The 25,304-nt window shown below is 58.1% G+C and carries 29 protein-coding genes, 3 tRNA genes and 5 pseudogenes; 20 read left to right on the forward strand and 17 right to left on the reverse strand.

Annotated features, from left to right (window positions below; all coding sequences use genetic code 11):
* The first annotated feature begins 774 nt into the window (after window positions 1–774).
* The gene (locus tag SLW74_RS20840) at window positions 775–1,113 is read left to right on the forward strand and encodes a hypothetical protein (protein WP_410929956.1); all 339 of its coding nucleotides are present in this window, start codon (window positions 775–777) and stop codon (window positions 1,111–1,113) included.
* Between the two features lie 70 nt (window positions 1,114–1,183).
* Here the strand turns inward: SLW74_RS20840 and rz1 are convergent.
* Both rz1 and SLW74_RS20850 read right to left on the reverse strand, forming a co-directional pair.
* Window positions 1,184–1,330: pseudogene (gene rz1, locus SLW74_RS20845) on the reverse strand (lysis system o-spanin lipoprotein Rz1); the annotation flags it as partial.
* A pseudogene (locus SLW74_RS20850) lies at window positions 1,299–1,403 on the reverse strand (hypothetical protein); the annotation flags it as partial. The pseudogenes rz1 and SLW74_RS20850, both read right to left, overlap by 32 nt.
* A gap of 140 nt (window positions 1,404–1,543) precedes the next feature.
* Here SLW74_RS20850 and SLW74_RS20855 point away from each other — a divergent pair.
* Together SLW74_RS20855 and SLW74_RS20860 are read left to right on the forward strand one after the other, a co-directional pair.
* On the forward strand, window positions 1,544–1,726 hold the full coding sequence (locus tag SLW74_RS20855) for a hypothetical protein (RefSeq protein ID WP_410930021.1): 183 nt from the start codon (window positions 1,544–1,546) through the stop codon (window positions 1,724–1,726).
* 95 nt (window positions 1,727–1,821) lie between these two features.
* On the forward strand, window positions 1,822–2,025 hold the full coding sequence (locus tag SLW74_RS20860; RefSeq protein WP_410929957.1) for a LexA family protein: 204 nt from the start codon (window positions 1,822–1,824) through the stop codon (window positions 2,023–2,025).
* A gap of 54 nt (window positions 2,026–2,079) precedes the next feature.
* On the opposite strand, the gene SLW74_RS20865 is transcribed toward SLW74_RS20860, so the two are convergent.
* A complete protein-coding gene (locus SLW74_RS20865; RefSeq protein WP_410929958.1) occupies window positions 2,080–2,301 on the reverse strand; it encodes a hypothetical protein in 222 nt (73 codons plus the stop codon).
* A 325-nt stretch (window positions 2,302–2,626) separates the two neighbouring features.
* Complete coding sequence (locus tag SLW74_RS20870) at window positions 2,627–3,364, reverse strand: hypothetical protein (protein ID WP_410929959.1); 738 nt, start codon at window positions 3,362–3,364, stop codon at window positions 2,627–2,629.
* Between the two features lie 112 nt (window positions 3,365–3,476).
* Between SLW74_RS20870 and SLW74_RS20875 the strand changes: the two genes are divergently transcribed.
* A complete protein-coding gene (locus SLW74_RS20875) occupies window positions 3,477–3,686 on the forward strand; it encodes a hypothetical protein (protein WP_410929960.1) in 210 nt (69 codons plus the stop codon).
* 386 nt (window positions 3,687–4,072) lie between these two features.
* On the opposite strand, the gene SLW74_RS20880 is transcribed toward SLW74_RS20875, so the two are convergent.
* The gene (locus tag SLW74_RS20880; RefSeq protein ID WP_410929961.1) at window positions 4,073–4,744 is read right to left on the reverse strand and encodes a hypothetical protein; all 672 of its coding nucleotides are present in this window, start codon (window positions 4,742–4,744) and stop codon (window positions 4,073–4,075) included.
* Between SLW74_RS20880 and SLW74_RS20885 the strand changes: the two genes are divergently transcribed.
* Both SLW74_RS20885 and SLW74_RS20890 read left to right on the forward strand, forming a co-directional pair.
* The gene (locus SLW74_RS20885; RefSeq protein WP_410929962.1) at window positions 4,738–4,875 is read left to right on the forward strand and encodes a hypothetical protein; all 138 of its coding nucleotides are present in this window, start codon (window positions 4,738–4,740) and stop codon (window positions 4,873–4,875) included. The genes SLW74_RS20880 and SLW74_RS20885 overlap by 7 nt on opposite strands.
* Before the next feature lie 196 nt (window positions 4,876–5,071).
* Window positions 5,072–5,560: a hypothetical protein gene (locus tag SLW74_RS20890; protein WP_410929963.1), complete on the forward strand. Its 489-nt coding sequence runs from the start codon at window positions 5,072–5,074 to the stop codon at window positions 5,558–5,560.
* On the opposite strand, the gene SLW74_RS20895 is transcribed toward SLW74_RS20890, so the two are convergent.
* Window positions 5,499–6,407, reverse strand: coding sequence for a hypothetical protein (locus SLW74_RS20895; protein ID WP_410929964.1), 909 nt, complete (start codon window positions 6,405–6,407; stop codon window positions 5,499–5,501). The two genes, SLW74_RS20890 and SLW74_RS20895, sit on opposite strands and share 62 nt — an antisense overlap.
* Window positions 6,408–6,844: 437 nt before the next feature.
* Here SLW74_RS20895 and SLW74_RS20900 point away from each other — a divergent pair.
* Window positions 6,845–7,523: pseudogene (locus tag SLW74_RS20900) on the forward strand (DNA cytosine methyltransferase); the annotation flags it as partial.
* A gap of 561 nt (window positions 7,524–8,084) precedes the next feature.
* Window positions 8,085–8,382 (forward strand): annotated as a pseudogene (locus tag SLW74_RS20905) (hypothetical protein).
* A gap of 469 nt (window positions 8,383–8,851) precedes the next feature.
* Here the strand turns inward: SLW74_RS20905 and SLW74_RS20910 are convergent.
* On the reverse strand, window positions 8,852–10,339 hold the full coding sequence (locus SLW74_RS20910; protein ID WP_410929965.1) for a glycosyl hydrolase family 28-related protein: 1,488 nt from the start codon (window positions 10,337–10,339) through the stop codon (window positions 8,852–8,854).
* A gap of 291 nt (window positions 10,340–10,630) precedes the next feature.
* Here SLW74_RS20910 and SLW74_RS20915 point away from each other — a divergent pair, with 291 nt between their 5' ends.
* The 3 genes from SLW74_RS20915 to SLW74_RS20925 all read left to right on the forward strand — a co-directional run bounded on the left by SLW74_RS20915 (window position 10,631) and on the right by SLW74_RS20925 (window position 11,414).
* Window positions 10,631–10,819: a hypothetical protein gene (locus tag SLW74_RS20915; protein ID WP_410929966.1), complete on the forward strand. Its 189-nt coding sequence runs from the start codon at window positions 10,631–10,633 to the stop codon at window positions 10,817–10,819.
* 54 nt (window positions 10,820–10,873) lie between these two features.
* A complete protein-coding gene (locus SLW74_RS20920) occupies window positions 10,874–11,026 on the forward strand; it encodes a hypothetical protein (protein ID WP_410929967.1) in 153 nt (50 codons plus the stop codon).
* Window positions 11,027–11,198: 172 nt separating this feature from the next.
* The gene (locus tag SLW74_RS20925) at window positions 11,199–11,414 is read left to right on the forward strand and encodes a helix-turn-helix transcriptional regulator (protein ID WP_410929968.1); all 216 of its coding nucleotides are present in this window, start codon (window positions 11,199–11,201) and stop codon (window positions 11,412–11,414) included.
* Here SLW74_RS20925 and SLW74_RS20930 read toward each other — a convergent pair.
* From SLW74_RS20930 to SLW74_RS20945, 4 genes and pseudogenes are all read right to left on the reverse strand, one after another.
* Window positions 11,411–11,917: a tyrosine-type recombinase/integrase gene (locus SLW74_RS20930; RefSeq protein ID WP_410929969.1), complete on the reverse strand. Its 507-nt coding sequence runs from the start codon at window positions 11,915–11,917 to the stop codon at window positions 11,411–11,413. The genes SLW74_RS20925 and SLW74_RS20930 overlap by 4 nt on opposite strands.
* An 11-nt stretch (window positions 11,918–11,928) precedes the next feature.
* Entirely contained in the window at window positions 11,929–12,333 is a 405-nt protein-coding gene (locus tag SLW74_RS20935) for a tyrosine-type recombinase/integrase (RefSeq protein ID WP_410929970.1), read from the reverse strand.
* A gap of 84 nt (window positions 12,334–12,417) precedes the next feature.
* A pseudogene (locus tag SLW74_RS20940) lies at window positions 12,418–12,480 on the reverse strand (integrase); the annotation flags it as partial.
* A 231-nt stretch (window positions 12,481–12,711) separates the two neighbouring features.
* A tRNA-Leu gene (locus SLW74_RS20945) sits at window positions 12,712–12,798 on the reverse strand.
* Window positions 12,799–13,029: 231 nt separating this feature from the next.
* On the opposite strand from SLW74_RS20945, the gene sodC reads away from it, so the two are divergent.
* Entirely contained in the window at window positions 13,030–13,548 is a 519-nt protein-coding gene (gene sodC, locus SLW74_RS20950; protein WP_410929971.1) for a superoxide dismutase [Cu-Zn] SodC, read from the forward strand.
* Window positions 13,549–13,722: 174 nt separating this feature from the next.
* Here the strand turns inward: sodC and SLW74_RS20955 are convergent.
* The 6 genes from SLW74_RS20955 to SLW74_RS20980 form a co-directional block, all read right to left on the reverse strand.
* Window positions 13,723–13,796, reverse strand: a tRNA-Cys gene (locus tag SLW74_RS20955).
* Window positions 13,797–13,841: 45 nt separating this feature from the next.
* Window positions 13,842–13,917, reverse strand: a tRNA-Gly gene (locus tag SLW74_RS20960).
* Between the two features lie 61 nt (window positions 13,918–13,978).
* Window positions 13,979–14,539, reverse strand: coding sequence for a CDP-diacylglycerol--glycerol-3-phosphate 3-phosphatidyltransferase (pgsA, locus tag SLW74_RS20965; RefSeq protein WP_065990459.1), 561 nt, complete (start codon window positions 14,537–14,539; stop codon window positions 13,979–13,981).
* Window positions 14,540–14,571: 32 nt separating this feature from the next.
* On the reverse strand, window positions 14,572–16,395 hold the full coding sequence (gene uvrC, locus SLW74_RS20970) for an excinuclease ABC subunit UvrC (RefSeq protein WP_296309801.1): 1,824 nt from the start codon (window positions 16,393–16,395) through the stop codon (window positions 14,572–14,574).
* The gene (uvrY, locus tag SLW74_RS20975) at window positions 16,396–17,040 is read right to left on the reverse strand and encodes a UvrY/SirA/GacA family response regulator transcription factor (RefSeq protein WP_065990451.1); all 645 of its coding nucleotides are present in this window, start codon (window positions 17,038–17,040) and stop codon (window positions 16,396–16,398) included.
* A 192-nt stretch (window positions 17,041–17,232) separates the two neighbouring features.
* A complete protein-coding gene (locus SLW74_RS20980; protein ID WP_065990449.1) occupies window positions 17,233–17,583 on the reverse strand; it encodes a helix-turn-helix domain-containing protein in 351 nt (116 codons plus the stop codon).
* 81 nt (window positions 17,584–17,664) lie between these two features.
* Between SLW74_RS20980 and SLW74_RS20985 the strand changes: the two genes are divergently transcribed.
* The 8 genes from SLW74_RS20985 (at window position 17,665) to SLW74_RS21020 (ending at window position 25,304) form a co-directional block, all read left to right on the forward strand.
* A complete protein-coding gene (locus tag SLW74_RS20985; protein WP_192131880.1) occupies window positions 17,665–17,892 on the forward strand; it encodes a DNA-binding protein in 228 nt (75 codons plus the stop codon).
* A 399-nt stretch (window positions 17,893–18,291) separates the two neighbouring features.
* Entirely contained in the window at window positions 18,292–18,441 is a 150-nt protein-coding gene (locus SLW74_RS20990; RefSeq protein ID WP_410929972.1) for a hypothetical protein, read from the forward strand.
* 38 nt (window positions 18,442–18,479) lie between these two features.
* Entirely contained in the window at window positions 18,480–19,565 is a 1,086-nt protein-coding gene (locus tag SLW74_RS20995; protein ID WP_410929973.1) for a 3-deoxy-7-phosphoheptulonate synthase, read from the forward strand.
* 301 nt (window positions 19,566–19,866) lie between these two features.
* Window positions 19,867–20,748, forward strand: coding sequence for an esterase/lipase family protein (locus tag SLW74_RS21000; RefSeq protein ID WP_410929974.1), 882 nt, complete (start codon window positions 19,867–19,869; stop codon window positions 20,746–20,748).
* A gap of 108 nt (window positions 20,749–20,856) precedes the next feature.
* Window positions 20,857–21,138 (forward strand): peptidylprolyl isomerase, encoded by a 282-nt coding sequence (locus tag SLW74_RS21005; protein ID WP_065990442.1) that lies wholly within the window; start codon window positions 20,857–20,859, stop codon window positions 21,136–21,138.
* Between the two features lie 211 nt (window positions 21,139–21,349).
* Window positions 21,350–23,218, forward strand: coding sequence for an extracellular solute-binding protein (locus tag SLW74_RS21010; RefSeq protein ID WP_410929975.1), 1,869 nt, complete (start codon window positions 21,350–21,352; stop codon window positions 23,216–23,218).
* Window positions 23,218–24,282: a microcin C ABC transporter permease YejB gene (locus SLW74_RS21015; RefSeq protein ID WP_192131888.1), complete on the forward strand. Its 1,065-nt coding sequence runs from the start codon at window positions 23,218–23,220 to the stop codon at window positions 24,280–24,282. Before SLW74_RS21010 ends, SLW74_RS21015 begins: the two co-directional genes overlap by 1 nt.
* Window positions 24,282–25,304: an ABC transporter permease gene (locus tag SLW74_RS21020; RefSeq protein ID WP_065990436.1), complete on the forward strand. Its 1,023-nt coding sequence runs from the start codon at window positions 24,282–24,284 to the stop codon at window positions 25,302–25,304. The genes SLW74_RS21015 and SLW74_RS21020 overlap by 1 nt, the downstream gene beginning before the upstream one ends.

Here is a 25,304-nt window from a genome sequence, read left to right on the forward strand (position 1 = left end):
ACATTGAAAGGACCCCGCATCGGCATACTCGAGCGTTCCCGTAACTCCTACTCGTCGATGAATCCGAGCCGCTGCAACGCTTTGGCATGGCCGGCCGTCTCGCCATTCCGGTGGTCGACTGCGTACTCGCGTCGCGCCTAATGCTCGAGCGGGTTATTCCTGATTTTCAGTTCATGCTCTTTGACGCACATGCTCAATTCTTCGCATGGTCCTGAATGCTGTGCGTGACTACTCCCCAGATACCGAACTCGTCACCTTCCATGATGAAGCGATCGGGTTTTTTTGGACTGGCCGAGCGCAGCACCGGGTGACGCCCCACGTATGCAGGGTATTTGACCAGCGTTGCTCGTTAACGACCTCGATGATGACCAGCCCGGCTGTTGCTTCGAGCCCCTTGTCCACAATCAACAGATCGCCGCAGACAATACCCGCCCCTATCAAGCTGTCGCCTACAATCCCCACCAAGCAAGTGCCCGGCGCACGGATATTCAGGACCTTGTCAAGTGATAGCCAGGTGGTCGGGAGCCATATCCTCCTCCAAGGCGGCACCACCACGACTGAAAGTAGAGCGCCTCGCCAGCCGGCTCGACGCCGGAGATGTTCATTTTCCGCGTGCGGATGCCCCATCGCACTGGCACCAGCCGCCGGCGCAAGATGTTCGGCGAATTCTCGGCGCAGCTCCCAAGAAAGTCGTGAATCAGTATTCCTGGTCACGCGCTATGATATCGTCGACGAATTTACCGCGCGGGGCGGTTTATGTTCAGGGAGATTTTTATGAGTGACGAGCAAAAGGTTGTTGAGAAGCTTATCGAATACGGGTCGCTTGACAACGAAGATCAGAAAGTCCTCGGAATAGCTCGACTAGCTGCGGATCAGGGTTACGACAAGCTGTCTTCACTCCAACAAAAAGTTCTCAAGCCTTTTTTATCAAAGGGGTGTGATGGAGTTGAAAACCCAGGTGGACACCACAACGATTGCAGCGTGGTGTTGGAAGGGCTGCCCCTGGCCGAAGCGCTCGATCAGCAATCCTACTACGGGGCGTTGCTCTGCCGAGACTGCGTAGATGAAACCGAGCAGTACGCGCGCGAATGGGCAAAGATCCAAGCTGAGTAGGTAATGAACGTCCGCTCCGGCCGTCCCAAATCTTATGAGCAGATATCCTGAATATGTTGCTTAGCGGCGCTTAGGGCTGCTTGATCATCAATGATCCCGGCGCGGATATCGAAAACAGATCATCCAGTTTCTGCAGCGAGTTCGACGGTGCCTGCATCGCCCACGCCGGTGGTGCTGGCGGCACCGGGCACGTTCCCGCCACCGGCACTACAACTTCCCGCGATGCGCAGCCGGCGATTACCGTCAACAATTGCGCGGCGCAGAGTTTTGTTTTCAGCATTGGCTTTCACCTTCTCGTCGGTTGCGGTCTGGTCCAAGAAGGCAAGGCGGCAAGGCGCTGCTCGGCATCCCGCTGTTTGGCGAGCGCCTTGCGAGCCTGGTCTGCTCAAGCGTTGGCGATTGAGGCAAGATCAGCCAGACGGCTGAGGGATTGACCGAGCAGCAGATCACGCTGCGCATTTCAGAGATTACCAGAGGAGCGGTGCCGGTGCTGAAACTGCGCTGGGTAGGCGAAGGAGCACAACGCGAGGCGATCGGACAGGAGTTCAACTCAGTGTTGGAAGACAAGATTGGCTCGTCGGCGAAACTCGCACTCGGCAGTTTCTCAGCTTGATATTTAACGCAAGCGTGGCATCGTACGGTCGATCTCACGCATGCATAACTCCGATGCCGCTGAGTGCCCCTACACGCCAAGCGGAGGAAACCAAGATGCAGAAATGTGCACTCAACCAGATGCAGGCAATAACAGTCGCCTTCATCGGCAGCTACATTACCCAGAATGGCCACTCGCCGACCATCACAGAGATGGCTAAGGACGCCAACGTGGATGGCAATACGATAAGCACTCCGCTCAATGCACTGCTGAAGAAAGGCGCGATTACTAAAGTGCCAAGCATTGCCCACAGCATCTGACCTGGTACGCATCCATGACATCTCGAACCAAATGGAGCGTGAACGTAACTGAACCTATGGCGTAGTTTTGGTATAGGTGAAGTTGTCGATGTTTTGATTAAGGAATTCGGCTATCTCCTCCGCCTTTTTGAACGTCGTACCATCAGGCAAATCGAAACCAAATAGGTCAGTCGGCATGCCGTCATCGCTGTTCCAGTACGCAATTTCTATCCACGGAGTGTGCTCAGCATCACCGTGTTGATGAACTCTGAATAACGGTTTGGCGCGCAACGTCATTTTTCACTCCTTAAACCGGCCCCATGCCGTTTACCCCGTATGGCCCACTAGCAACCTGCTCGCCCCCGGGCCTGCGGAGGATGGTGCATGTCTGTTACGTCGCTATCGACCACAATATACCAATCCTCGAAGCCTAAACGACCGCTCCAGGAAACGCCGGGGCGGCCTGCTGTAAGGGAAATATATCGAACTATAGCGGGTGATTACGTTATTAGAGTATGTCTACCCGTTAAGTAGGGCGATCCACCCACCATAGGGGGCAAGTAGATTTTGCTAAATTCGATAATCGCCATGCCCCGGCTGTAGGAAGTCTGAGGGCGCGACCCTATTTCTGAGGTTGTAAGGCACTAGGTGCTGGCGCATCTGCGGGGGGATACAGTGGTTTGGAGCCGATGAAAGCATGCACGCCGATTGCAATTAGCAGTACCAGCATTGAAACACAGAACCAGACAGACCATCTCTTTGTTTTTTGGTATGCAGACTCGCCTTTTTTAACCTTTTCCCACTCAGCCTTTAACAAAGACCTAGAAAACACCGTCATTTCGGACGTCGCATTGAATACTTGTTCGCGTAGGACGTCCCATTTTTTATCATCGTCCTGATCTAAAAGCTCTTCGATTTTATGAGCACAGTAGTCATACTTGTGTTCCAGCGGAGTAAACTCAGGATCATTGATTTTGAAATGCAGCCGAGCAGAGGCATAAGCTTGCTGCACCTGAGGATACAAGGCCACTGCTCGAGCGCGTGCTGCATGGTGCTGCTCAAACTGTTGATCAACGACATTTCCCAGCAACTTGCTTTCTTGCTCACCTTCAGTATTGTGAAGCCTCTTCAGGTTATCGAACAGACCCTTGCCAATATCCTTGGAGCTTACAACTGCGGACACATATGAATTTATAGAGGCTATCAACTCTGCCAATGAAGCCCGTGCAGACAAAGTCCACGCCTGCCGGAATTCCGTAGTTTTACTCTCTTTCTCATTAACCAACTTCACGATGCTGAGTGCAGCTGTAATAAAGCCCGCTAACGCGGTGAGAAATGCTGTGAGCAATATCTTGTCCATTTTGCTTCCTTTCATAGGGTTTAAGCGTGACTGAATACCCTAAATCCGCCCTAAACGCCAGCAGCTGCAGAAGGAGCCAAGCATCCATCCTCTTTTTGAAGGATAACGGAGCATGTTGATAGGCGACAGCATTGGGACGATGCGCACGCTGCCGGGCCAGTCAGCTCACACCTGCGTGACCAGCCCGCCATACTTCGGCCCGCGAGATTACGGCGTCCATGGCCAGATCGGCCTAGAAGAAACGCCCGCCGAATTGATCTCGCGCCTGGTTAGCGTTTTCCGCAAATTGCGTCGAGTACTACTGAACGACGGCACAATCTGACGAGCGTAAGCACGCTAGGGTCAAAGATAACGAGTCGATGAATCCGGTTCTCGCCATCATCCCGACCGAGCGGAACAAATGCTCTGTTTGGATGGCGGCCACACATAGCTTCAACGGCGCCCCCACTTCGGGACCTTCCCCCCCGACCTGATTAGGCCCTGCATGATGGCCGGAGCGCCGCGCGGGGGTGTAGTCCTGGACCCCATTCAGCGGCGCCGGCACCACGTGGCTTGTTACAATGCAGGAGGGGCGCCGGCCTATCATCTGCGAGCTGACCCTTGATTAGGCAGCCGTAGCGCGAGTTCGTATTAATGCTGCCTGGATGGCGCCGCGCAGATGGACGTCTTTCGCGACGCGAAGCCCTGCATGAAAAAAATGATCTGACCCTAGGGGTCGATCGTAGCTAACGAATAAAGACCGCTTATGGTTGTTAGAAAAGGGTATTTACCCTGCCCCGCGGCATCATGCAGCTCATTGATCAGAGCCTCGACTGCGGCCATTCCTTCCTCGGCATATTCGCAAGTTACGAATGCGCGCCATCCCAGTGCGCTTTGGCCGATGGCTATTGGGATAGTTTTGTCTGCGATCTCCATAGCGATCAAATTATTCTCGGTCCTGCCGTGGGCCATTGTGTTTCGGAACTCCAGCAATTGACCAACTGATGGGTACGCGTCTGGGATGCCAAGTATAGGAAGCGAGCAAGACCTTCGTAGCTGCCTGTATTTTGCCCAAACGTTTGATTTCTCAAACTTATCAAACTTTGAACCGTACTGAATGTGTCCGAGATGATTCATGTACGCCTCAACCGTAAACGCGCCCATGACTAAGCAATTGAGAATTTCGTAAAAACTTCCTTCTTCGGACTCTCTGGCGGCTTTTAGAGATCTTCGAGCGCTCGCGAACAAGATGGAAAAGGTGGAAACGGTCTGACGCCCACGCAGCATCGGCATTTGGATGATCCTTTTGCCTGAATCGAGAAGAGGGGAATCTCCCTCACATCCGTCCATGTTGTCACGATAACTTTCAATCACGCCACTGGCGGGAATCAGCCATGCCATCAGACAAACCGCGCATCGTCTGCCAGTTCAGCTGCGCCGACGCTTCGGCGGTGGCGACCAAGCTGGCGCTGGCCGACTACACCAGCACTCACGACGTGCAAATTATCAACGCATTTCTCGAACGAGCATGAAGACAACAGGCGCTTCATCGCTGACTGTGAAGCGTGGCTCGGCAGGCCGGTGACGGTTGTACGTGATACCAACTACCGTGCCGATATCATCGAGGTCTTCCGGCGCAAGCGATATGCGAAAAATGAATTTGGCGCCCCGTGCACCAAGCTGTTCAAGCGCCGGCTGCTCGACACATAGAAGCAGCCAGGTGACGTCATGGTTTTCGGCTACACCGCTGAGGAGCGGGATCGGCTAGAAAATTTTCAAGAACGAAACTCTGATCGCCCTGTCATCGCGCCGCTGATTGATCGCGGCCTGGGTAAGGAAGAATGTAAGGCGATGATCGAACGAGCCGGCATCAAACTGCCCTTCATGTATCGACTTGGCTACGACAACGCCAACTGCATCGGCTGTGTGAAAGGCGGAGAAGGCTATTTCCGAGCCATTCGCGAAGACTTCCCAGAACAGTTCGAATCGCTCTGTCACGTGCAGGACCTGCTAGGCCCAGGCTGGTACCTTCACAGGAACCGCGCCACCAACGAGCGTTTCTTGTTGAGGGACTTAGGGGACGGCCCGGTGCGGCGGAACGAGAAGATCCCTGCCTGTTGGTTCTTCTGCGAGTTGGCTGAGGACGACTATCGTGTCAAGGCTCCCGGTTTGCCGAAGTTGCAGCAATCTTGCGATGCAGTACGCGATGGCAATTAGCGCAAAGACACTGCAGCTGGCCTAGCTTGGTCATTTGGCCAGGCTTCATGTGAGCAACGTGGATGGAATTGTGATGGACCTCGATACAGGCTTCTGCATCGGGACCATACTTCTCGGATGGCTCAAACTGACAGCTTTCGCAAAAAAGCCGGCCATGCTGAGTGCGGAACTGTGCTTTTTTTGCTTTGGCTAGGCCGGGGGCACGCTCTCGACGGAAATGCTTGACTAGCTTAGGGGCGCCTTCTGCCCACTCTAATTCCTCTTGCTCCGGGGGCAGATCAAGCGGCTCGAAGTGCCCGCCTTTAGCCACAATTCTATAGCCCGCCCTTTCAAGGAGCTTGAAACAAACGGTGTTGGCACCTGCTGTGAAGTGAAACGACTTAACGGTAAAGCCAAGGGCATCCGATGCAGCAAGCCCGAACACTTGCTTTGGGGCTAGCCGTACCCCTCCATCAACCACCAAATCATAATCCACGGACGCACCGAACTCTTCAGCCTTAGTGCCACCGAGCAGGCTTTGGACGGCCTTCCAGATAAACTCGGCAGTCACTCGTTGCAGCTCTTGGGCGCTTAACTTTTCCGGGATTTGACGGTCTGCGCTTTTTTGAGGCTTAGCCTCTGTATTTGGTGCTAAAAAGATGTGGTAGCCCAAGTCGGTCAACTCTCGTTTTGCGATATATGTATGAGTGTTGAGCGAATCCATTTCCGCGGCCATGGCGTAAACGTACTTGAGCGGATACGGCTCACCATCAGCCGCGGTAAAAAACCACACAGGGCGGCGATAGCCAAAGGGCCGTTCGCCGTTACGGAACCTAGCAACTGCTTTTTCTAGCTTCTTACTGTCCATAGTCATCCTTTTTAAACAATTTACTTGAACCGCACCCATCATTAAATGACCGTAGTAGATGGTAGCACCTCGGCCGTTGTAGCTTGGCCACCTCTTTCACGGCCGGACGGCGTTGAGAATTGTGCAATCGCATGGAAAGCTATGTTCGTCAAGCAGTGATGAATAATTCAAGCTGACCTTGGGTAAAAAATTGCATCCCACCGAACCTCATCCGGGTCCTGCATCTCAACAAAGCGTTCCCAGTTCTGACTGCATGTTCGACACTTATACCCGGTCTTCAGAAAAACGCCTTGCTCGATGGTTTCGCCGCAATAAACCCGTCCGTCACGCCCTCAAGATCAACTTCGTTCATAGCGGTAACACAGCAGTCTTCAGGTCGCATGAGCATTCCAATCCCTCCTTTAATTGAGCGCCGAATATAGCGGTGAGGACCACATATGTCTGCAATTCAAAAAAGCCCTCCCTTAGACTTCAAAACGCAGTACGCCCTCGGCTCCCACCCACAAGACGACGAGATAGTCGTGGACTTCTTCTGCGGCGGTGGCGGCGCCGGTACCGGGCTGGAAATGGGCCTCGGCCGTAAGGTCAACGTGGCGAAAAACCACAGCGCCAAAGCGATCAGCATGCACACCATCAACCACCCTGGCGCCGGGCACTTCACCACCGACGTGTTCGATGGTGATCCGGACGCCGAGTGCGGCGGCAAGGCAGTGGGCTGGTTCCACATGTCGCCGGACTTCACCCATCACAGCCAGGCCGCTGGCGGCCAGCCGCGCAAGCACGAGATCTGTAACCTCTCGTGGATCGGTTTGAAGTGGGCCGGCAAGAAGCGGCCTCGAGTCATCAGCCTGGAAAATGTGAAGCAGATCCTGCAATGGGGTCCGCTGATCGCCAAGCGCGACAAAGCGACCGGCCGCATCATCAAGCTGGTGCCAGGCGTGAACAAAAAAGGAAAAGAGGTCTTGGTGAAAGTGGTCGCCGCGCCCGGCGAGATCGTTCCTGTCGGCGAGCAGTTCCTCGTCCCTAACCCCAAGCGCAAAGGCAGCACCTGGAAACGTTTTGTTGATTTGCTGGAGCAGCACAGTTACGTCGTCGAATGGCGAGTGATCAAGGGCACGCCCTACGTGATCGTCGACATCCGACTGCGGATGCTGCAACCGGCCGAGTTGTACCGGGTGCAGGGCTTTCCGCCGGACTACATCATCACCCACGGCGCTGACGGCAAGCCGTTCACGAAGACCGAGCAGGTCCATATGTGCGGCAACAGTGTCAGCCCGCCGCCGATGGCCGCCCTCGCTCGGGCGAATGATCCTTGGCGAGTGGCGGCAGAGCAGGCAGCCGCAGCGTAACTTGCTCACAGCCAGCCCAAACGCACAAGCGACTCGATGACGGCTAGCACGGCAACAAGCAGATTGACCAGATTGGTGAGTCGCTTCATGAATTCCTCGGTTGGCTGATTTGCTAATCCGAGTCGACGATGCGCTGACGGTAATGCTCGATAGTCTGCGCGTTTAACACGCTGCGCTCGTCATGGCGCCCGACTCCCAAGAGAACTCGTTTCCGACCCCAATTGCCTGCTGCGTATGAGGCGAGGACAAAGCCATGCTCACAGAAAATGTAATTAAGGCTCTGCAAGCAGAAATCATCCGGCTCTGAGGGCGCTCCAGCTCAGTCCCTTTGATTGAACCAGCGCCAGTTGTTCGCGATAAAAACGGCTTCTTCCAGCATGACGATCTACACGATTTTGAGGAGGGCGACGGAGACAAGTGCAAGGCATGGATTGCTGAACAGGAACTGGAAGTCGCGATGGTCAGCATTGAATGTGCCGCCGAGTGGGTATCCGAATGCTACTTTGAAGCGGGCGATCCAGACTGCAGCTACTCGCCCAGACGGCGGAGACTGGTTCTGCCTGGCAATTCAGGACACTGACGATGGTCCGGTCTGCTGGTGGGCTCGCCCTGAGATTGCGCCATGAGTGAGACCAAAGAATTTTACTCTGCCGAGCAAGCTTTTCAGCGTGCTGCTGAGTGGTGCAAGCGCCATCCGGCATGGCGTCGGATCTGTGATATACCGGATCACTCCGATTTCATCAAAACCTACGGTGAGATTCCGAACCGCGAGCGCGTCTATTGGGACGAGAACGGCGGCGAGGAGTGTTGGCGAGAATTCGGGGTCGCAGGAAGCAAGGTGCCTAAGGGGTTCATCTCTGGAAAGGGTGAGTTCTTCGACGATGTGCTGAAAGTGCCTCTCCATCACAACATGATGATGGTGTTTCGAGTTGGCAGGAGTTGGATGCCATCACCCGTATCGTTTTCTTCCCGGCGCAGTGCGGGACGCCTGACCGCTGGATGCCCTGCACTATCGATGGGTTTGGAGTCTGGCGCTGCAATGCGATGTACATGCCAGCGCCAGAGCCACATCTCGTTTATTGAGAATGTTCCAGGCTATGAGATATCAGCCCACCAACTGAAGTTCGTCGCGCCCGCGTTTGCTGTCTGGGTAGCGACGACAAGGTTCGTGGCATCAACCGATGAGACATAGAGCGGTGTCATGGTCTGGCCATTCGACGAAATCTGAATGTTCTTCAGGGATGGTGTGGCTCCAAGGCCGTGCGGAACACTGACCGATGTCCGTGCTGCCGCCAGAGTGCCGTTGCCCTTGTTCTGAGTTGCATACCCAGCAACGCTGGTGACCTTCCGGCCTGCCGCCGCAACAGGCTCGCTGATAACTCCTGAGGCCCTTGGAGTGATGTTCACGTCTCGAACCTGATACGCCGTAACCCCTGATGCGATGAACAGCCCGTAGCGCGTTGGGCCAGCCTCGAACCCGATCAGAGGCCCGATGGTGAGGTTGTTACACGACGCATCAAAGAAAAGATCATCAATGGCGCTGGAGGCGCTGAGGTTGTTCAGCGCAAAGTCACCGGAAATTATGATGTGGTGGCAGTTCAGGAACAGCAGGCCTTGAAGCGAGTTGTTGTAGACCTTGGCGCCATTGATGGTCAGGGAATGGCAGTTGACGAACGTACCGCCCGCCGCACGGTTCGACCACCAGCAGTCGGTGAACGTGGTGTGATTCACGCCGGTGAAGAGCGGCGACGAGACGCCAGAGTCGAAATAGACCTTGTTGAATGAGCTGAACCGAAGCCCCTCGGCAGTCCCCGGGTCAGAAGTGAACGGGGTTGTGCTGCCAATAAAGTCTGCGGTGTCGACCACCAGCGCCTCGACCCGGCCAAGCACCCGCATCGCGCCCAGGCTGAAGTTCGTCAGGTCTGCGGTGATGATCAGGAAATTGCTGATGAACAGATCATTTGAGAACCCTGTGATGCTGTTACCGATCAGAAGACCGATCCGCTTGCAGTCCAGAATCTGGAAATCCTCACAGACCGTTGCCGATCCGGTGTGCCATTGGAAGCCAACATAGCCGGCGCTAACCATGAAGTCTTCGAGCGAGTTGTTGGAACCGGTGGAGAGCAGGCACGTCCCTTGTGTGGCTTGAAGGCCTGAGTACACAACCCCAACACCCTGGATTCCGCTGAACCCATTGGGCAGCGACACAATAGGGTCGACGACTGTACCTGCAACGGTGCAGCGGATCAGCGTTGAGGCCTTGCCGGCGCCCACCAGCCGCACATACGCGGGAATCGTGATTGTCCCGCTCACGTTATAGATACCGGCAGGCATGAAGACTGCCTTGCCTCTTGGCCCGGATGCCGCAGCAGCAGCCAGGGCGTTGCGGATTGCCGTGGTGTCGTCCGTGGAAAAGTCACCTTTCGCCCCGAAGTCTTTCACCGAAAGCATGTCGCTCAGTTTGCTCTGGGCCGAGCGCGAGACGGCGCCTGTTCCGGGTGCAACGTAGGGCAGTGCGTCAAGCGAGAAATCAGTCACAGTTCCGTCAAGCGTTTGCAGCTGGTTGGTGCGAAGAGTGCTCATGTGGATTCCTTATTTAGCTAATTCAGTTGATATCAGCACGTCATGTAACTGCAAGGGGATTTTTCGCTACAGCCGCGTTCGAGAAGATCTGAAATGTGGTCGCGCCTCAGCGGACCAAGATCGGAGGGTGTGCCTGTTCGGCGAGGCTCACGCAATCACCATTACCCTTGGGCACGCGAACATCTCAACTGCGCTCAAATGCCTGATCAGGGAGCGCGACCAACTCAGGGCCGTGCGGGACAACCTCCGCGAATATCGAGATGGTCTTCTGGAAGCTGGAGCTCACATCCTATGATCCCGAACACCGGCTTCGTCCGGCGTCGACTCGAGGCAGCGCTCATCCTTCTGGCGGCATGGCTGCTCGCCGGACGCAACGTCCAGCGCTCCGGTGCCGTCTGCCGCCGCGACAACGACGACATGCGGTACATGGCCGAAAAGCTGGAAGGCATCGCCGACCGCATCAAGCACCAGTACCCGTAACCTCTTCCACATTTATCCACCTGCCTGCCGGTGTACGGCGGGCGGGAGATTTCTGTGTCCAAAGAAAACCCGATTCACCAGCAAGACCAGGCCCTGATTGAAGGCATTCATTCACAGCACCTCGAAAGGATCGGCGTCCTGGGCGATGAAGCGATCCAGTTTCAAGACGCCTCTTACGCCGTCGGCAGGCAGCGCGTTTCGAAGTAAGCGAACGAAACGCTGCTCGCCTTGGTGATCCGAATGCGCAGCTACATGGATCAGGCGGACATCGACTCGAGGCCCGAGAGCATGAATCCTATGGAGAAGCTTGCTTAGGACATCGACATCGAGGCCTTCGGCCCACTCAACCCCGCATAGACCCCGGACGGAGATAACCCACATGAACACAGCTCAAAAAACCCACCCTATCGAGTGCATCCGCTTGCCGGAGGTGCGGCGCATCACCGGGCTCAGCACCGCAACCATCTACCGCATGGCCGTCGGCGGAAAATTCCCCCATCAGGGGAAAATCGGCGAACAGGCCGTGGCCTGGATACGTGCCGAAGTAGAGCAATGGGCCGCGAGCAAGGCTGAGGCGCGCAAGCGCCTGCCTTAACTGGCCTCGACCTTGTCCAGGTAATCCGCCCAGTTCTGCATCATCTCCCGCCTCTGCTCCACGTACTCGGCATGGTTGTACGTCTTCCGGATCTTGCTTGATCCGGCGTGCGACAGCTGCGCCTCGATCCAATCCTCGTTGTAACCCATCTCGTTCAGGGCAGTCGAAATCGTCGCGCGGATCCCGTGCCCGGTCAGTCGGCCCTCATATCCCATACGCTTCAACGCCATGTTGACAGTTCCGTCGCTTATCGGCTTTGCCGGGTCACTTCGGCCCGGCAGTAGCAGTGTGTAGGCGCCGGTCATTTCCATGACGTTGCGTATCTCCTCCACCGCCTGCCGCGACAGCGGCACCAGATAAGGCGGCACCTTTGCCTCATCTTTCCCTCGAATAAGCTTCTGCAACTGCTTCACGCCTGTCGGCGGGATCGTCCACAGACCGCCTTCCAGGTCGAACTGATCGCGGGTCGCGAACCTAAGCTCGCCAGTACGGACGCCGGTCAACAACAATATCCTCATTCGGCGCCGGTGAATGTCCGCAGCGAATTGAGAAGCTCTGGAAGCTCGGCCAGTCGAAGCATCGGGTTGTGTTTCTCGGGCGGTTCCTTCACCGCGACGATGTCCAGGTCGGACGCAGGGTTGTGCTCTATGTAGCCGGAAGCGATCGCGAACCGGAAGATCTCATTTAGCCATGAGCCGCACTTCCTCGCGACATTCAGCGCCCCCCGAGCCTCGACTCTACGGCTGGTAGGCAGCACATCGCTGCGACGGATATCGGATATTGGCAACTTGCCTAGCGAAGGAATGAGGTCTTTGTCCAAGTACATGCGCGATTGGGTTGCATCGCCTTTCCGGGCTGCGGTCATGCGCGGTGACTTGAAGGCATGCCATTCTTCAGCGACAACTTCGAAGGTTTTCACTGCACCGTTGCTGGCGGTCAGCTTTTCTTCACGCCGGGCGGATCGCGGATCCACTCCTTTTGATATGAGGGAGCGGGCCCGATCCCGGCGTTCGCGTGCTTGCTTGAGGCTGACTTCAGGGTAGGTGCCGAGGGATATGCGTGGTTGGCGGCCGTGCCAGGAGAATCTGAAATGCCACGACTTCGCGCCCTTGGCAGCAACGAAGAGCGTGGCATTAGTACATCACCAGATTAATCGAATTGAGTATGTGCTGGTAAATGTACTAAAAATTCTGAGCAGGTGTGAGAAGAGTTGCGGATGCCTAAGAACAGAAAACCCCGCGTGGGCTGGGCCAGCGGGTTTTTTTGAGCATGCCTGAGAGGGCATGAGAATCGAATATGGTGCCCCGAGCCGGAGTCGAACCGGCACATCCTTTCGGACGACGGATTTTAAGTCCGGTGTGTCTACCAATTTCACCATCAGGGCGGTAGCACATATCAACCGCGACCTTCGCGCGTAGTATCGCGAGGCCAGCTGACAAGAGTGGGGAATATATACACCCGCAGCCCTTGAGGCAAGTTCAAAGCTTTCGGATTCAATTGGTTACGTTTGTTTACCGTCGCAACCTCGATACCTTGTCTATGCTCTCTCCCTGCGAAGGGTGAAACGCTGGCGCAGCTGTCTTGCCCTTCTTTTGACAAACTGAATGAGGTGTCTATGAAATCCGCTTTGTGGCTGGCCCTGATTGGGGCATTTACGGTGAGCGCTCAAGCGGCGTCGCTTGATGTCCCCATGAACCTGGTGAGCGCTGATGGCGCCCCACAGCCCGTTGGCAACGTGACCATCAGCGAGACCGCTTACGGGCTGGTGTTCACCCCAGATCTGAAATCTTTACCCGCCGGGATTCACGGTTTTCATGTTCACGAAAAGGCGAGTTGCGATTCGGGCGTGAAAGACGGCAAAAAGGTCGCGGCATTGGCAGCAGGCGGCCACTTCGACCCAGCGAAAACTGGCAAGCATCTGGGGCCCTATGGCGAAGGCCACTTGGGTGACCTGCCAGCGGTCTACGTCAACGCCGATGGAGTGGCCAATTACCCTGTGCTCGCGCCACGCCTGAAGAACATTGCTGACATCAAAGGCCACGCGCTCATGATCCATGTGGGCGGCGACAACCATTCGGATATGCCCATGCCATTGGGCGGCGGCGGTGATCGGATGGCGTGCGGTGTTATCTGACGGCACGCAAACCTGCCCAGGCTCAGATGAACCGGTGACAGAGATAAGTGGCTTGGTATCTGAGCCCTCGCTTCATCGCGTGTTGCGGAAGCGATAGCCAGAATTGCGGAAGTGATTCATTAAATGCCACCCACAAAAAAGCCCGTAAGACGTTGATCTTACGGGCTTTAATAGTGGAGGCCGAGGTCGGAATCGAACCGGCGTAAGCGGATTTGCAATCCGCGGCATAACCATTTTGCTACTCGGCCTCAAACGCTCAACGATCCAACCACTACCGCTAAACGCATACAAACTGGAGCGGGAAACGAGACTCGAACTCGCGACCCCGACCTTGGCAAGGTCGTGCTCTACCAACTGAGCTATTCCCGCTTTGTGTGGGCGCCATTCTATACACTCAAATGACCCCGTCAACCCCTTGATTTAAAAAAACTTATTTTTCATCTGTGGTCGTGCGCAGATGCGGCCATGCGGCGCGAAGGTATTGCACCATCGACCACAGCGTAAGGCCCGCAGCGATCATCAACAGCACGTAACCCAACACCACCCAGAAGGTAAACGCAGGCGGGTTGGCCAGCAGGATGACCAGCGCGAGCATCTGCGCAGCGGTTTTCCATTTGCCCAGGTTCGAGACGGCGACTTGGGCTCGTGCCCCCAGCTCCGCCATCCACTCGCGCAGCGCCGAGATAACGATCTCTCGACCGATGATCACGGCGGCCGGCAAGGTCAGCCAGAGGTTGGCGTGGGCCTGCACCAGCAACACCAGCGCAACGGCCACCATCAGTTTGTCAGCCACCGGGTCGAGAAAGGCCCCGAACGGTGTGCTTTGCTCCAGGCGTCTTGCCAGATATCCATCCAGCCAGTCGGTCGCGGCTGCCAGGGCGAACACCGAACTGGCGGCCATGTAGCTCCAGTGGTACGGCAGATAGAACAACAGAATGAAGATCGGAATCAGCAGGACACGTAATACGGTGATCAGATTAGGGATATTCATCGGCACAACTGGCTACGAGGTGAGCGAGCATTCTACTCGCTGTGCAGGTTTGCATAAATCGACTCTGCGAGCTTTTTGCTGATTCCCGGCGCCTTGGCGATTTCTTCGATGCTGGCCCGGGACAATTCCTGAAGGCCGCCGAAGTGCTTGAGCAGGTCGCGACGCCGGGTCGGGCCCACCCCTGCGACGCCTTCCAGGGTTGACGTTCGACGGGTTTTACCGCGTCGCGCACGGTGCCCGGTGATGGCAAACCGGTGGGCTTCGTCGCGGATCTGCTGGATCAGGTGCAGCGCCGGCGAGTCGCCCTTGAGGGTGAACTCATGGGCCGCATCGTTCAAGTACAACGTCTCGAAACCGGCCTTGCGCGTAGCGCCCTTGGCGACGCCCAGCAAAATCAGGTCGGGAATCGCCAACTCGTTCATCACGTCGCGGGCCATGCTCAACTGGCCCTTGCCCCCGTCCACCAGCAAGATGTCCGGCAATTTGCCCTCGCCGTCCTTGATGCGGCTGAAGCGACGTGTCAGCGCCTGGTGCATCGCGGCGTAGTCGTCCCCTGCCGTGATGCCTTCGATGTTGTAGCGGCGGTAATCGGACTTGATCGGGCCCTCGGGACCGAACACCACGCAGGACGCCACCGTCGCTTCGCCACTGGAATGGCTGATGTCATAGCATTCCAGTCGCTGCGGCGGCTCATCGAGCTTGAGCACTTGCGCCAGCGCTTCAAAGCGCGCCGTAACGTGCTGACGGTTGGCGAGCCGCGCCATCAGTGCCTGCTCGGCATTGGTCACGGCCAGTTGCTGCCAGCGCGCACGGGTGCCACGCACCCGATGGCTGATGATGATTTCGCGGCCGCGTGAAGCATCGATCGCGTCGATCAGCGCGGGGAAATCCTCGCTGACCACGTTGACGATGACCTCCCCCGGCAGTTCGCGCTCGCCCCCGCCCAAAAAGTATTGGGCCAGGAAGGCCGACATGACTTCGCCCACCTCCTCCTCGATCCCGACCTGGGGGAAGAAATTCTTGCTGCCCAATACCCGCCCGCCACGCACGCTGATCAAGTGCACGCACGCGCCGCCCGGATTGACGAACGCGGCCACGACGTCGACGTCACCAGTGCCGCCGTCCATGCTCTGCTGGTCCTGCACGCGGCGCAGCAGGCCGATCTGATCACGCAGCTCGGCGGCGTGCTCGAAATCGAGGTTCATCGCCGACTTTTCCATCAGCGCGTTGAGCTCGTCAGTGAGGGCATTGCTGCGCCCCTCGAGGAACATCACCGAGTGACGCACATCCTCGTTGTAGATCTGCGGCTCGACCAAGTTCACACAGGGCGCCTTGCAGCGCTTGATCTGATACTGCAGGCAAGGCCGAGTGCGGTTTTTGTAGAAGCTGTCTTCACACTGACGAACGTGGAAGGTCTTCTGCAGGATGCTCAGGCTTTCGCGGATCGCACCGGCGCTGGGGTAAGGCCCGAAATAGCGGCCCTTGGCCTTCTTGGCGCCGCGATGAATGCTCAGTCGGGGAAATTCGCCGTCAGACAGGTGCACATACGGGTAGGACTTGTCGTCGCGCAACAGGATGTTGTACGGCGGACGCGACTCCTTGATCAGGGTTTGTTCCAGCAGCAGCGCCTCGGTTTCATTGGCGGTGATGGTGGTTTCAACCTGAGCGATCCGCGCGACCAGCGCACCGGTTTTCGGTGCATGGCCGGTCTTGCGGAAATAGCTGGCGAGGCGCTTCTTTAAATTCTTGGCCTTGCCGACGTACAGCAGCTTGCCGTCGATATCGAACATCCGATAGACGCCGGGGCGGCCACTGCAGGTGGACAGAAAAGCACTGGGATCAAACGGTTGGGTCATTTATGCGCTGGCGTCGACCATGCCATGACGGACGGCCAGCAGGGCCAGCTCCACGTCACTGCTAATCGACAGCTTCTCGAATATGCGGTACCGGTAGGTATTCACGGTTTTGGGGGACAGGCAAAGCTTGTCGGAAATCGTCTGCACTTTCTGGCAGCCGACAATCATAAGGGCAATCTGGATTTCCCGCTCGGACAAGAGGTCGAACGGCGAATTACTAGTCTGGGGCTGGAAGGATTTGAGCGCCAGTTGCTGGGCGATCTGCGGGCTGATGTAGCGCTGCCCGGCGAACACCAGGCGAATGGCCTGAACCATCTCGGTCAGACCGGCGCCTTTGGTCATGTATCCCGCCGCGCCCGCTTGCAGCAGGCGCGTCGGGAACGGGTCTTCTTCGCACACCGTGACCGCCACCACCTTCATGTCGGGATGGCTGCGGATGAGTTTGCGCGTGGCTTCCAGCCCGCCGATGCCAGGCATCTTGACGTCCATCAGCACGACGTCGGGTTTCAGCTCGCGGGCCTTCTGCAACGACTCTTCGCCGGACTCGGCCTGTCCCACCACCTGCAAGCCTTCGATGTCGGCCAACATGCGCGTGATACCTGTCCGAACCAGATCATGGTCATCGACAACCAGCACCCTAATCAAGCAGACACCTCACCGAACAATGCGTGGCGACGACCCGCCACGTTAGCGAAAAGAAAGTAAGCGACCTGCTCTGGAGCACTGCGAGTGCATGTGTACCAGATGATCTACAAAGAGGTTCACACGCTATCATCATCGACCGCAAAACTTGATAAAAATCTTCAAACGCCCGACCGCTGCATCGCCCGGATTGCCTTATAACTTCCTGTCCGGGGCGTAACTGCTCTGATATTCCGCCAGGGTCGTGGTTAACCGGCAGATGGCATCCTGTTCCTCCTTTCCCAGGCTGCGGTAACTCCCCACCATCCATTCTTCGTTTTCGCTCAGGCCGACAATGGGCACCGGAGTGCGGGAACCTGTCAGCACGTACAACACGTCGACACCGCGAGGGGCGACGCGGGCGAGATAATCGGCCTTGGGGGTGCGTTCACCGTTTTCGTACTTGCCCTGCGCGTTGGCTTCCACGCCACCGATCTCACCGAATGCGCGTTGTGAAAGCCCCAAGCGCTCGCGCTCTTCCCTAATTCGGGCACCTATTCCACTCATTTGGATGCATAGCCTTGTTGATATCACTCTTTTGAGTGATAGAATCGAAATAATTTGAACGAACTTGAACGGTTTTGAACTATGCCCGGAATCCGTACCGCCGCACAAGCCAAGGCTTGGCTGGAACAGCAAGGCAAATCGGTTCAAGAGTTTGCCAGGGAGCACAACGTGGACCCGGCGACGACCTATCAAGTGTTGTCCGGGCGAAAGAAGGGACGCCGGGGCGAGTCCCACAGAGTCGCGGTGCTGCTGGGAATGAAGATCGGCGTGATACCGACCGCCGGATCGTCGGAAGTACCCGAAGACTGATTCATTTTTTTGGCCGTGTTGTGGGTTGCTTAAAAGCGTGTTGTCCCCAATCAGCCTGATTGTAATTTCCAATTGAAGAACCCGATCGGTCTGAAGTAAGCTCGGCGGCATTCCACGGAGTCAGACCATGTTGCGTTCCCTTTCCTTACAGTTGTTCAGCGCCGCCGACGGTTCACGTCAGGCTGAGCGTGCGGCTGCCTGGAATGCGACGGCGTCTACCGCTCCTGCTTCTTATTTTTATGGGTATTGGTTTAGCCACTGGCGCGCCTGATACCCAAACGGCGCCCTGAACTTCGGGACGCCCACCAGAGATAACTCTCACCCCCGGTCGGCTTCCCGACCGGGGGTTTTGTTTTTCTGGGCCACACATTTCTGACTGATTGATTCAAGGAGCTGCACATGAACCACCACTATTACCGCCACGACACCGACTTCGCCTGGCGATTTAGCAACCTCCGTTCGGGACAGCCTGCCGCCTCCGATCGGTCACTGACAGGTGGCATCGCCCTGCTCACAGCCAACCCGGCCAATTGTCGAACACCCCAGTAGGTCCGCGCGGGCAAACCCGCCGACCAGGAAGCCAGCACATGAATTCGCCCGTCGTCAGCAACACCCTCATCGATTTGCCCTCCGGCGTCGTCACTCTGAATGACAGCCGCCCTGCCCCGACACGCTTGCCCACGCCCTTCCAGCTAAAACATCAGCTGCCGCTGGACGCTGCCCTGACCGCCCAGGTTGCCGCCCACCGCCAGTCGATTCGCGCCATTCTCAACGGTGAAGATTCGCGCCTGCTGGTCGTTGTCGGCCCGTGCTCGATCCACGATCCCCACGCCGCTGTGGAATACGCCGAACGCCTGGCGCATCTCGCCGCCGAAGTCAGCGACCAGATGCTGCTGGTGATGCGCGCCTACGTCGAGAAGCCGCGCACTACCGTCGGCTGGAAAGGCCTGGCGTACGATCCCGCGCTGGACGGCAGTGACGACATGGCCGAGGGCCTTGCCCTGTCGCGGCAGTTGATGCGTGAGATGGTCCGGCTCGGCTTGCCGATCGCCACGGAGTTGCTGCAGCCGATGGCGGCGGGTTACTTCGATGATGTGTTGAGCTGGGTGGCCATTGGCGCAAGAACCACCGAATCGCAGATCCATCGGGAGATGGCCAGCGGCCTCGGCGTGCCCACGGGTTTCAAGAACGGCACCGACGGCGGCATCTCCGTGGCCTGCGACGCCATTCGCTCGGCGGCCCACGCCCACCGGCATTTCGGTGTGGACCCTCAGGGCCACCCGGCGATTATTGAGACGTCGGGCAATCCCGACACCCACATCGTGCTGCGCGGCGGCCACGGCGGGCCCAACTATGACGCCGCCAGCGTTGCAGCGGTGAATGCCAGCCTGGCGAAGCACCGCATGGCGGCGCGCATCATGGTCGATTGCAGTCACGCCAACAGCGGCAAGGATCCGCTGCGTCAGCCCGCCGTTTTCAACGACGTACTGCAGCAACGGCTGGCCGGTGACCGGACACTGATCGGCATGATGCTGGAGAGTCACCTGTTCGAAGGCTGCCAGCCGTTGAGTGCTTCCCTCAAATACGGCGTGTCGGTGACGGACGCGTGCCTGGGCTGGGATTCAACGGAACGCCTGCTGCGCGATGGCGTGAACAAACTGCGCTACAGGTAACATTTGCAAACGGGAAGCCGGTCGCAGCCATGCGTCCGGCTTCCCGCAGAAGCGTCGTCGCCGTCAACTGCAGCCCGTGGCAGCGAAGACGCCCCTCGTGGGAAAGCGCCCCGCGCCCTCGGCGTATTTGCACCGCAACGCCAGCGTCTTTTCCTGCCTCTGCGGGACACAAGGTCTGGAGCGATGAAACGCTCGCCACGACCTGCACTAACCGGCGCATGGCCATACTCCGCTGCGCCCTCCGCCCATGACCTTCGCTGGTTAAGCTCAATCCTTCTTTTATATCGAAGGAATGATCGACATGTACAAGGAAGTCACCACCAAGTACCCCATTTTGCTGGTCCACGGGCTGTTTGGCTTTGACCGGATCGGCAAGGTCGAAATGTTCCACGCCATCCCCCAGGCGCTCGAGCAAGCCGGATGCAGGGTCCACGTGCCGGCGCTGTCCGGCGTCCACGACAACGAAATTCGCGGGGAGCAGTTGATTGATCAGATCGAACGCTTCCTGCGCCGCACCGGTTACCTGAAGGTCAACCTGATCGGGCACAGCCAGGGCGCGCTGACCTCCCGCTATGCCGCTGCGATGCGTCCGGATATCGTGGCGTCGGTCACTTCCGTGAGCGGCCCCAATCACGGATCGGAGGTGGCCGACCGGGTACGTCGGGCGCTGACGCCCGGACAGATGCCTGAAGCGGTGGCGTCGCGGCTGACCGCAGGTTTTGCCCACTTCCTGGCGCTGCTGAGCGGTAACTCGGACCTTCCCCAGGATCCGGTTCAGGCACTGGATGCGCTGACGACCGAGGGCGTCGCGGCCTTTAACCGCAGGTATTCCCAGGGACTGCCCGCAACATGGGGCGGCGAAGGCGCCGAACGGGTCAACGGCGTTCATTATTACTCGTGGAGCGGGTGCATCGATGGCTCGCTGTTTTCCGAGGGCCGCAATGCCCTGGACCCGCTGCACCTGGCGCTGCGCAGTTATGCACTGCTGTTCGAAAAGGAGGCTGCGTCCAATGACGGCCTGGTCGGCCGCTTCAGCTCTCACCTGGGCAAGGTGATCCGCTCCGACTATCCGATGGACCACGTGGATTCGATCAACCAGAGTGCCGGTCTGGTCCGCAAGCAGGTGGACCCGGTGAAGCTGTACGTGGATCACGCCGCTCTGCTGTTCCGCAAGGGGCTTTGACCGGCGATGTCGTCTGTCACGGGCCGTCAAAGGCGCCTGAACTTTCTCGGGAAACGAGGCCCTTATTCCGGTACGCTTCGTTTCTTTTTTTCACAGGAGTCACCCAAAATGGCCAAAGCCACTGCCCGCCACATCCTCGTTTCCAGCGAAGACAAGTGCAACGAACTCAAAACGCAGATCGAAGGCGGCGCTGATTTTGCTGAAGTCGCAAAATCCAATTCCAGCTGCCCGTCCAGCCGTCAAGGCGGCGACCTCGGCTCCTTCGGCCCCGGTCAAATGGTCAAGGAATTCGACACCGTGGTGTTCAGCGCGCCGCTGAACGTTGTTCAGGGCCCGGTGAAAACCCAGTTCGGTTATCACCTGCTGGAAGTGACCAGCCGCCAGGACTGATCCTCCGCGCTGCTGCACCAACGGCCCGCCCTTGAAAGCGGGCCGTTTGTTTATCCGATGCCCGCTCGGCAATGCATTGTCCGGTTACAAAGACGCCGGCTTTGCGGTACCTTGCCTGCGGGGCAATCAATAAAAAACCGGACCGGCCACCCCGCGCCGTCATGACCTTCAACCCAGATGTTGCTCGCCGATGTCAGTCAGGATTCGTGCAATGCGTTTTGTTTTGTCATCGCTGATGGTCGCAACACTCGTCCTCGTTTCTGGTTTTCAGGTTTTATCCGCCGCCCCTCAACACGCATTGACCGTTTACGGCGAGGCGCCGCGTTACCCGGCGAACTTCGGGCATTTCGATTACGTGAATGCCGACGCCCCCAAAGGCGGAAGCATGCGCCGCTCGGCCCAGGAAATCGGTCAGTTCGATCACATCATGCCGTACCTCGACAAAGGCACCGGCGTGGCCCAGGTCAACGGCTTGCTGTACTCGCCCCTGGCGGTCAGGTCGCTGGACGAGCCCTACACCGTTTATGGCCTGATCGCAGAGAAAATGGAGCGCGCCCCCGACGGCCTGTCATTGCGTTTCTACCTGAGCCCCAAGGCTAAGTTTTCCGACGGCTCGGCCATCACCGCCGAGGACGTGCGCTTCACCTACAACCTGCTGATGACCCAGGGCAGCCTGTCGTACCGCACCGAGTTTCAAGACGTCAAAGGCGTCGAAGTCGAGTCGCCGACGCAGATCCGCTTTGATTTCAAAAGCAGTGAGAGCCGCACTTTGCCGCTGGATCTGGCTTCGCTGCCGGTGTTTCCCGAGCACTGGTGGAAGGACCGCGACTTCGCCAACGGCGGCGGCTTCGAGATTCCGGTGGGCAGCGGCCCGTATTGCATCGGCAAGGTCGACCCCGGGCGCAGCATCACCTTCGAACGCAACCCGGACTGGTGGGGCAAGGACCTGCCGGTCAATCGCGGCCTGTACAACTTCGATCACTTCAGCGTCGAGTATTTCGGCGACACCGACGTCGCCCGCCAAGTGCTGCGCGGTGGCGGTTATGACTACAACCGCGAATATTCCGCCACGGGTTACTCCATCGGCTACGACAGCCCGGCATTAACCGAAGGCCGTCTGCAGCGGGCGCACCTGGCCAAGGGCGCGGTGCAGAGCTCTCAGGGTTTCATCTTCAATCTGGACCGTCCGAAATTTCAGGATCGCCGCGTGCGTCAGGCGCTGGCGATGCTGTGGGATTTCGAATGGACCAACAAACAGATGATGCGCAACGTGTACGTGCGCCAGAACAGCTACTTCTCCAACAGTGACCTGGCGGCAACGGCCCTGCCCACCGAGTCCGAGCTGAAGATCCTTGAACCGCTGCGCGGTCAGGTGCCGCCGGAAGTGTTCACCACCGTCTTCCAGACCCCGAAAACCGATGGCAGCGGCTTCATTCGCGACAAACAGCTGCAAGCCCTGGCGTTGCTCGAAGAAGCAGGCTGGATGCCCCGGGGGGACAAGCTGGTCAACGCCCAGGGCGAACCGTTGAGTTTTACCTTCCTCAACGGGCAGAGCGGCTTCGAGAAAATCCTGTTGCCGTACAAGCGCAATCTGGCGCAGATCGGCATTGATTTCGAAATCCGCCGCATCGACTCGGCGCAGTACCTGAACCGGGTCATGGCCCGGGATTACGACATGATCGTCACCGGCTACGGCGTTTCGACCTCCCCGGGCATGGAGCTGTACAACAACTTCGGCTCGAAAGTCGCCACCGATTCCGGCTCCAGCAACTACATGGTCTTGCGCAACCCGGCCGTCGACACCCTGATCGAAGGCCTGGCCAAAGCCGACAGCAAGCCGGCGATGGTGGATTACGCCCATGCCCTGGACCGGGTGCTGCAGTGGGGCTTCTACTGGATTCCCAACTATTACCCGCCCGGCTCGTCCACGGTGTGGTGGAACCGTTTCGGCATTCCCAAGGTGCAGGCCAGCAACAGCGAAGCCATCGATACCTGGTGGGAAGTCAGCCCCCAGGCACTGACCAACGAACAGTTCGCCCAGCAACGGGGCGCTTCGGCCATTCCCTCGGAGGTCAAGTAATGCTCGGCTACCTGATGAGGCGCCTGCTGCTGATCATTCCGACGCTGCTGTGCATTCTGCTGGTCAACTTCTTCATCGTGCAGGCGGCGCCCGGCGGCCCCGTCGAGCAAGCCATCGCCAAGCTGCAAGGCGTCGCGGGCGGCACCATCGGCGCAGGCCACACCGAAACCATGAACGCCGGGCAGTCCCGGGCCAGTCGCGGGCTCGACCCCAAGCTGATCAAGGAAATCGAGCACCAGTACGGTTTTGACAAGCCCCTGCATGAGCGCCTGTGGCTGATGCTGAAGAACTACGCGCAACTGGATTTCGGCAACAGCTTCTTTCGCGGCGCCAAGGTCACGGACCTGATCCTGCAAAAGATGCCTGTCTCTATCTCGCTGGGGCTGTGGGCGACGCTGATCACCTACTTGGTGTCGATCCCCCTGGGCATCCGCAAGGCGGTCAAGCACGGCAGTCACTTTGATATTTGGAGCAGCACGGCCATCATTATCGGCTACGCGATGCCGGCCTTTCTGTTCGCCATGCTGCTGGTGGTGCTGTTCGCTGGCGGCACGTCGCTGAGCTGGTTCCCGGTCCGCGGGCTGGTGTCCGAGAACTTTGATCAACTGAGCACCCTGGGCAAGATCGCCGACTACTTCTGGCACCTGGTGTTACCGGTCACGTCGCTGGTCATTGGCGGTTTTGCAACGCTGACCATTCTGACCAAAAACTCCTTCCTGAACGAAGTCACCCGCCAGTACGTGGTGACCGCCCGGGCCAAGGGGCTGAGTGAGCGACGGGTCCTCTACGGCCACGTGTTCCGCAACGCCATGTTGCTGATCGTGGCGGGCATTCCCCAGGCGTTTATCAGTGTGTTCTTTGCCGGTTCGTTGATGATCGAAGTGATCTTCTCCCTCGATGGCCTCGGCCGCATGAGCTACGAAGCCGCGGTGTCGCGGGATTACCCGGTGGTGTTCGGCTCGCTGTTCATCTTCACGCTGTTCGGGTTGCTGATAAAGCTGGTCGGGGACATCTGCTACACCCTGGTCGACCCCCGGATCGACTTCAGCGCGAGGAATGCGTGATGCGCAGACTGTCTCCGGTGGCACGCCGTCGCTTCGAGCGCTTTCGCAATAACCGCCGGGGCTGGTGGTCGCTGTGGCTGTTTTGCGGGCTGTTCGTGCTCAGCCTGTGCGGCGAGCTGATTGCCAACGACAAACCCCTGGTGCTGAGTTATCAGCATGAGCTGTACTTCCCCGCCTTCAAGCGCCACACCGAGCAGGAATTCGGCGGCCAACTGCCCTTTCAGCCGGACTACCGCAGCGACTACGTGCGCCAGCTGATCAGCAAGGGCGATGGCTGGATGCTGTTTCCGCCGATTCCGTTCAGCGATGACACACCCAACTATGACCTGAACAAACCGGCGCCGAGCCCGCCCTCTTCGATCAACTGGCTGGGCACCGACGATCAGGCCCGGGACGTGCTGGCCCGGGTCATTTTCGGCGCGCGGGTATCGATTCTGTTTGCCCTGGCGTTGACGTTCATCAGCGCGCTGATCGGCATCGCAGCCGGCGCGTTACAGGGCTATTACGGCGGCTGGGTGGATTTGATCGGACAGCGCCTGCTGGAAGTCTGGTCTGGCCTCCCGGTGCTGTACCTGCTGATCATCCTGTCGGGCTTCGTCGAGCCAAACTTCTGGTGGCTGCTGGGGATCATGGCGCTGTTTTCATGGCTGGCGCTGGTAGACGTGGTGCGCGCCGAATTCCTGCGCGGGCGCAATCTGGAGTACGTCAAAGCGGCGCGGGCGCTGGGCCTGAGTGATCGCAAGGTGATCCTGCGGCACATTCTGCCCAACGCGATGAACGCCACCCTGAGCTATCTGCCGTTCATCCTCACCGGGGCGATTTCCACGCTGACCGCGCTCGACTTCCTCGGCTTCGGCATGCCTGCCGGCAGCGCGTCACTGGGCGAGCTGATTGCCCAGGGCAAACAGAACCTGCAAGCGCCATGGCTCGGTTTCACGGCATTTTTCACACTGGCGCTGATACTGTCGCTGCTGGTGTTTATTGGCGAGGCCCTGCGGGATGCCTTCGACCCGAGGTCCTGA

Origin of the sequence: Pseudomonas sp. W5-36 (assembly GCF_046540455.1) — a bacterium.
Taxonomy (GTDB): Bacteria; Pseudomonadota; Gammaproteobacteria; order Pseudomonadales; family Pseudomonadaceae; genus Aquipseudomonas; species Aquipseudomonas graminis_B.

What these genes read in the sequence shown, in the direction of transcription:
- SLW74_RS21000 (WP_410929974.1), top strand. Translation starts at nt 19,867, where the DNA reads ATGTACAAGGAAGTCACCACCAAGTACCCCATTTTGCTGGTCCACGGG.
- SLW74_RS20860 (WP_410929957.1), top strand. Translation starts at nt 1,822, where the DNA reads ATGCAGAAATGTGCACTCAACCAGATGCAGGCAATAACAGTCGCCTTC.
- SLW74_RS20910 (WP_410929965.1), bottom strand. Translation starts at nt 10,339, where the DNA reads ATGAGCACTCTTCGCACCAACCAGCTGCAAACGCTTGACGGAACTGTG.
- SLW74_RS21020 (WP_065990436.1), top strand. Translation starts at nt 24,282, where the DNA reads ATGCGCAGACTGTCTCCGGTGGCACGCCGTCGCTTCGAGCGCTTTCGC.
- SLW74_RS20915 (WP_410929966.1), top strand. Translation starts at nt 10,631, where the DNA reads ATGATCCCGAACACCGGCTTCGTCCGGCGTCGACTCGAGGCAGCGCTC.
- SLW74_RS20890 (WP_410929963.1), top strand. Translation starts at nt 5,072, where the DNA reads ATGGTTTTCGGCTACACCGCTGAGGAGCGGGATCGGCTAGAAAATTTT.
- SLW74_RS21005 (WP_065990442.1), top strand. Translation starts at nt 20,857, where the DNA reads ATGGCCAAAGCCACTGCCCGCCACATCCTCGTTTCCAGCGAAGACAAG.
- SLW74_RS20995 (WP_410929973.1), top strand. Translation starts at nt 18,480, where the DNA reads ATGAATTCGCCCGTCGTCAGCAACACCCTCATCGATTTGCCCTCCGGC.
- uvrC (WP_296309801.1), bottom strand. Translation starts at nt 16,395, where the DNA reads ATGACCCAACCGTTTGATCCCAGTGCTTTTCTGTCCACCTGCAGTGGC.
- SLW74_RS20980 (WP_065990449.1), bottom strand. Translation starts at nt 17,583, where the DNA reads ATGAGTGGAATAGGTGCCCGAATTAGGGAAGAGCGCGAGCGCTTGGGG.
- SLW74_RS20895 (WP_410929964.1), bottom strand. Translation starts at nt 6,407, where the DNA reads ATGGACAGTAAGAAGCTAGAAAAAGCAGTTGCTAGGTTCCGTAACGGC.
- SLW74_RS20925 (WP_410929968.1), top strand. Translation starts at nt 11,199, where the DNA reads ATGAACACAGCTCAAAAAACCCACCCTATCGAGTGCATCCGCTTGCCG.
- pgsA (WP_065990459.1), bottom strand. Translation starts at nt 14,539, where the DNA reads ATGAATATCCCTAATCTGATCACCGTATTACGTGTCCTGCTGATTCCG.
- SLW74_RS20865 (WP_410929958.1), bottom strand. Translation starts at nt 2,301, where the DNA reads ATGACGTTGCGCGCCAAACCGTTATTCAGAGTTCATCAACACGGTGAT.
- SLW74_RS20840 (WP_410929956.1), top strand. Translation starts at nt 775, where the DNA reads ATGAGTGACGAGCAAAAGGTTGTTGAGAAGCTTATCGAATACGGGTCG.
- sodC (WP_410929971.1), top strand. Translation starts at nt 13,030, where the DNA reads ATGAAATCCGCTTTGTGGCTGGCCCTGATTGGGGCATTTACGGTGAGC.
- SLW74_RS20875 (WP_410929960.1), top strand. Translation starts at nt 3,477, where the DNA reads ATGTTGATAGGCGACAGCATTGGGACGATGCGCACGCTGCCGGGCCAG.
- SLW74_RS20985 (WP_192131880.1), top strand. Translation starts at nt 17,665, where the DNA reads ATGCCCGGAATCCGTACCGCCGCACAAGCCAAGGCTTGGCTGGAACAG.
- SLW74_RS21015 (WP_192131888.1), top strand. Translation starts at nt 23,218, where the DNA reads ATGCTCGGCTACCTGATGAGGCGCCTGCTGCTGATCATTCCGACGCTG.
- SLW74_RS20990 (WP_410929972.1), top strand. Translation starts at nt 18,292, where the DNA reads ATGAACCACCACTATTACCGCCACGACACCGACTTCGCCTGGCGATTT.
- SLW74_RS21010 (WP_410929975.1), top strand. Translation starts at nt 21,350, where the DNA reads ATGCGTTTTGTTTTGTCATCGCTGATGGTCGCAACACTCGTCCTCGTT.
- SLW74_RS20880 (WP_410929961.1), bottom strand. Translation starts at nt 4,744, where the DNA reads ATGGCATGGCTGATTCCCGCCAGTGGCGTGATTGAAAGTTATCGTGAC.
- SLW74_RS20870 (WP_410929959.1), bottom strand. Translation starts at nt 3,364, where the DNA reads ATGGACAAGATATTGCTCACAGCATTTCTCACCGCGTTAGCGGGCTTT.
- SLW74_RS20885 (WP_410929962.1), top strand. Translation starts at nt 4,738, where the DNA reads ATGCCATCAGACAAACCGCGCATCGTCTGCCAGTTCAGCTGCGCCGAC.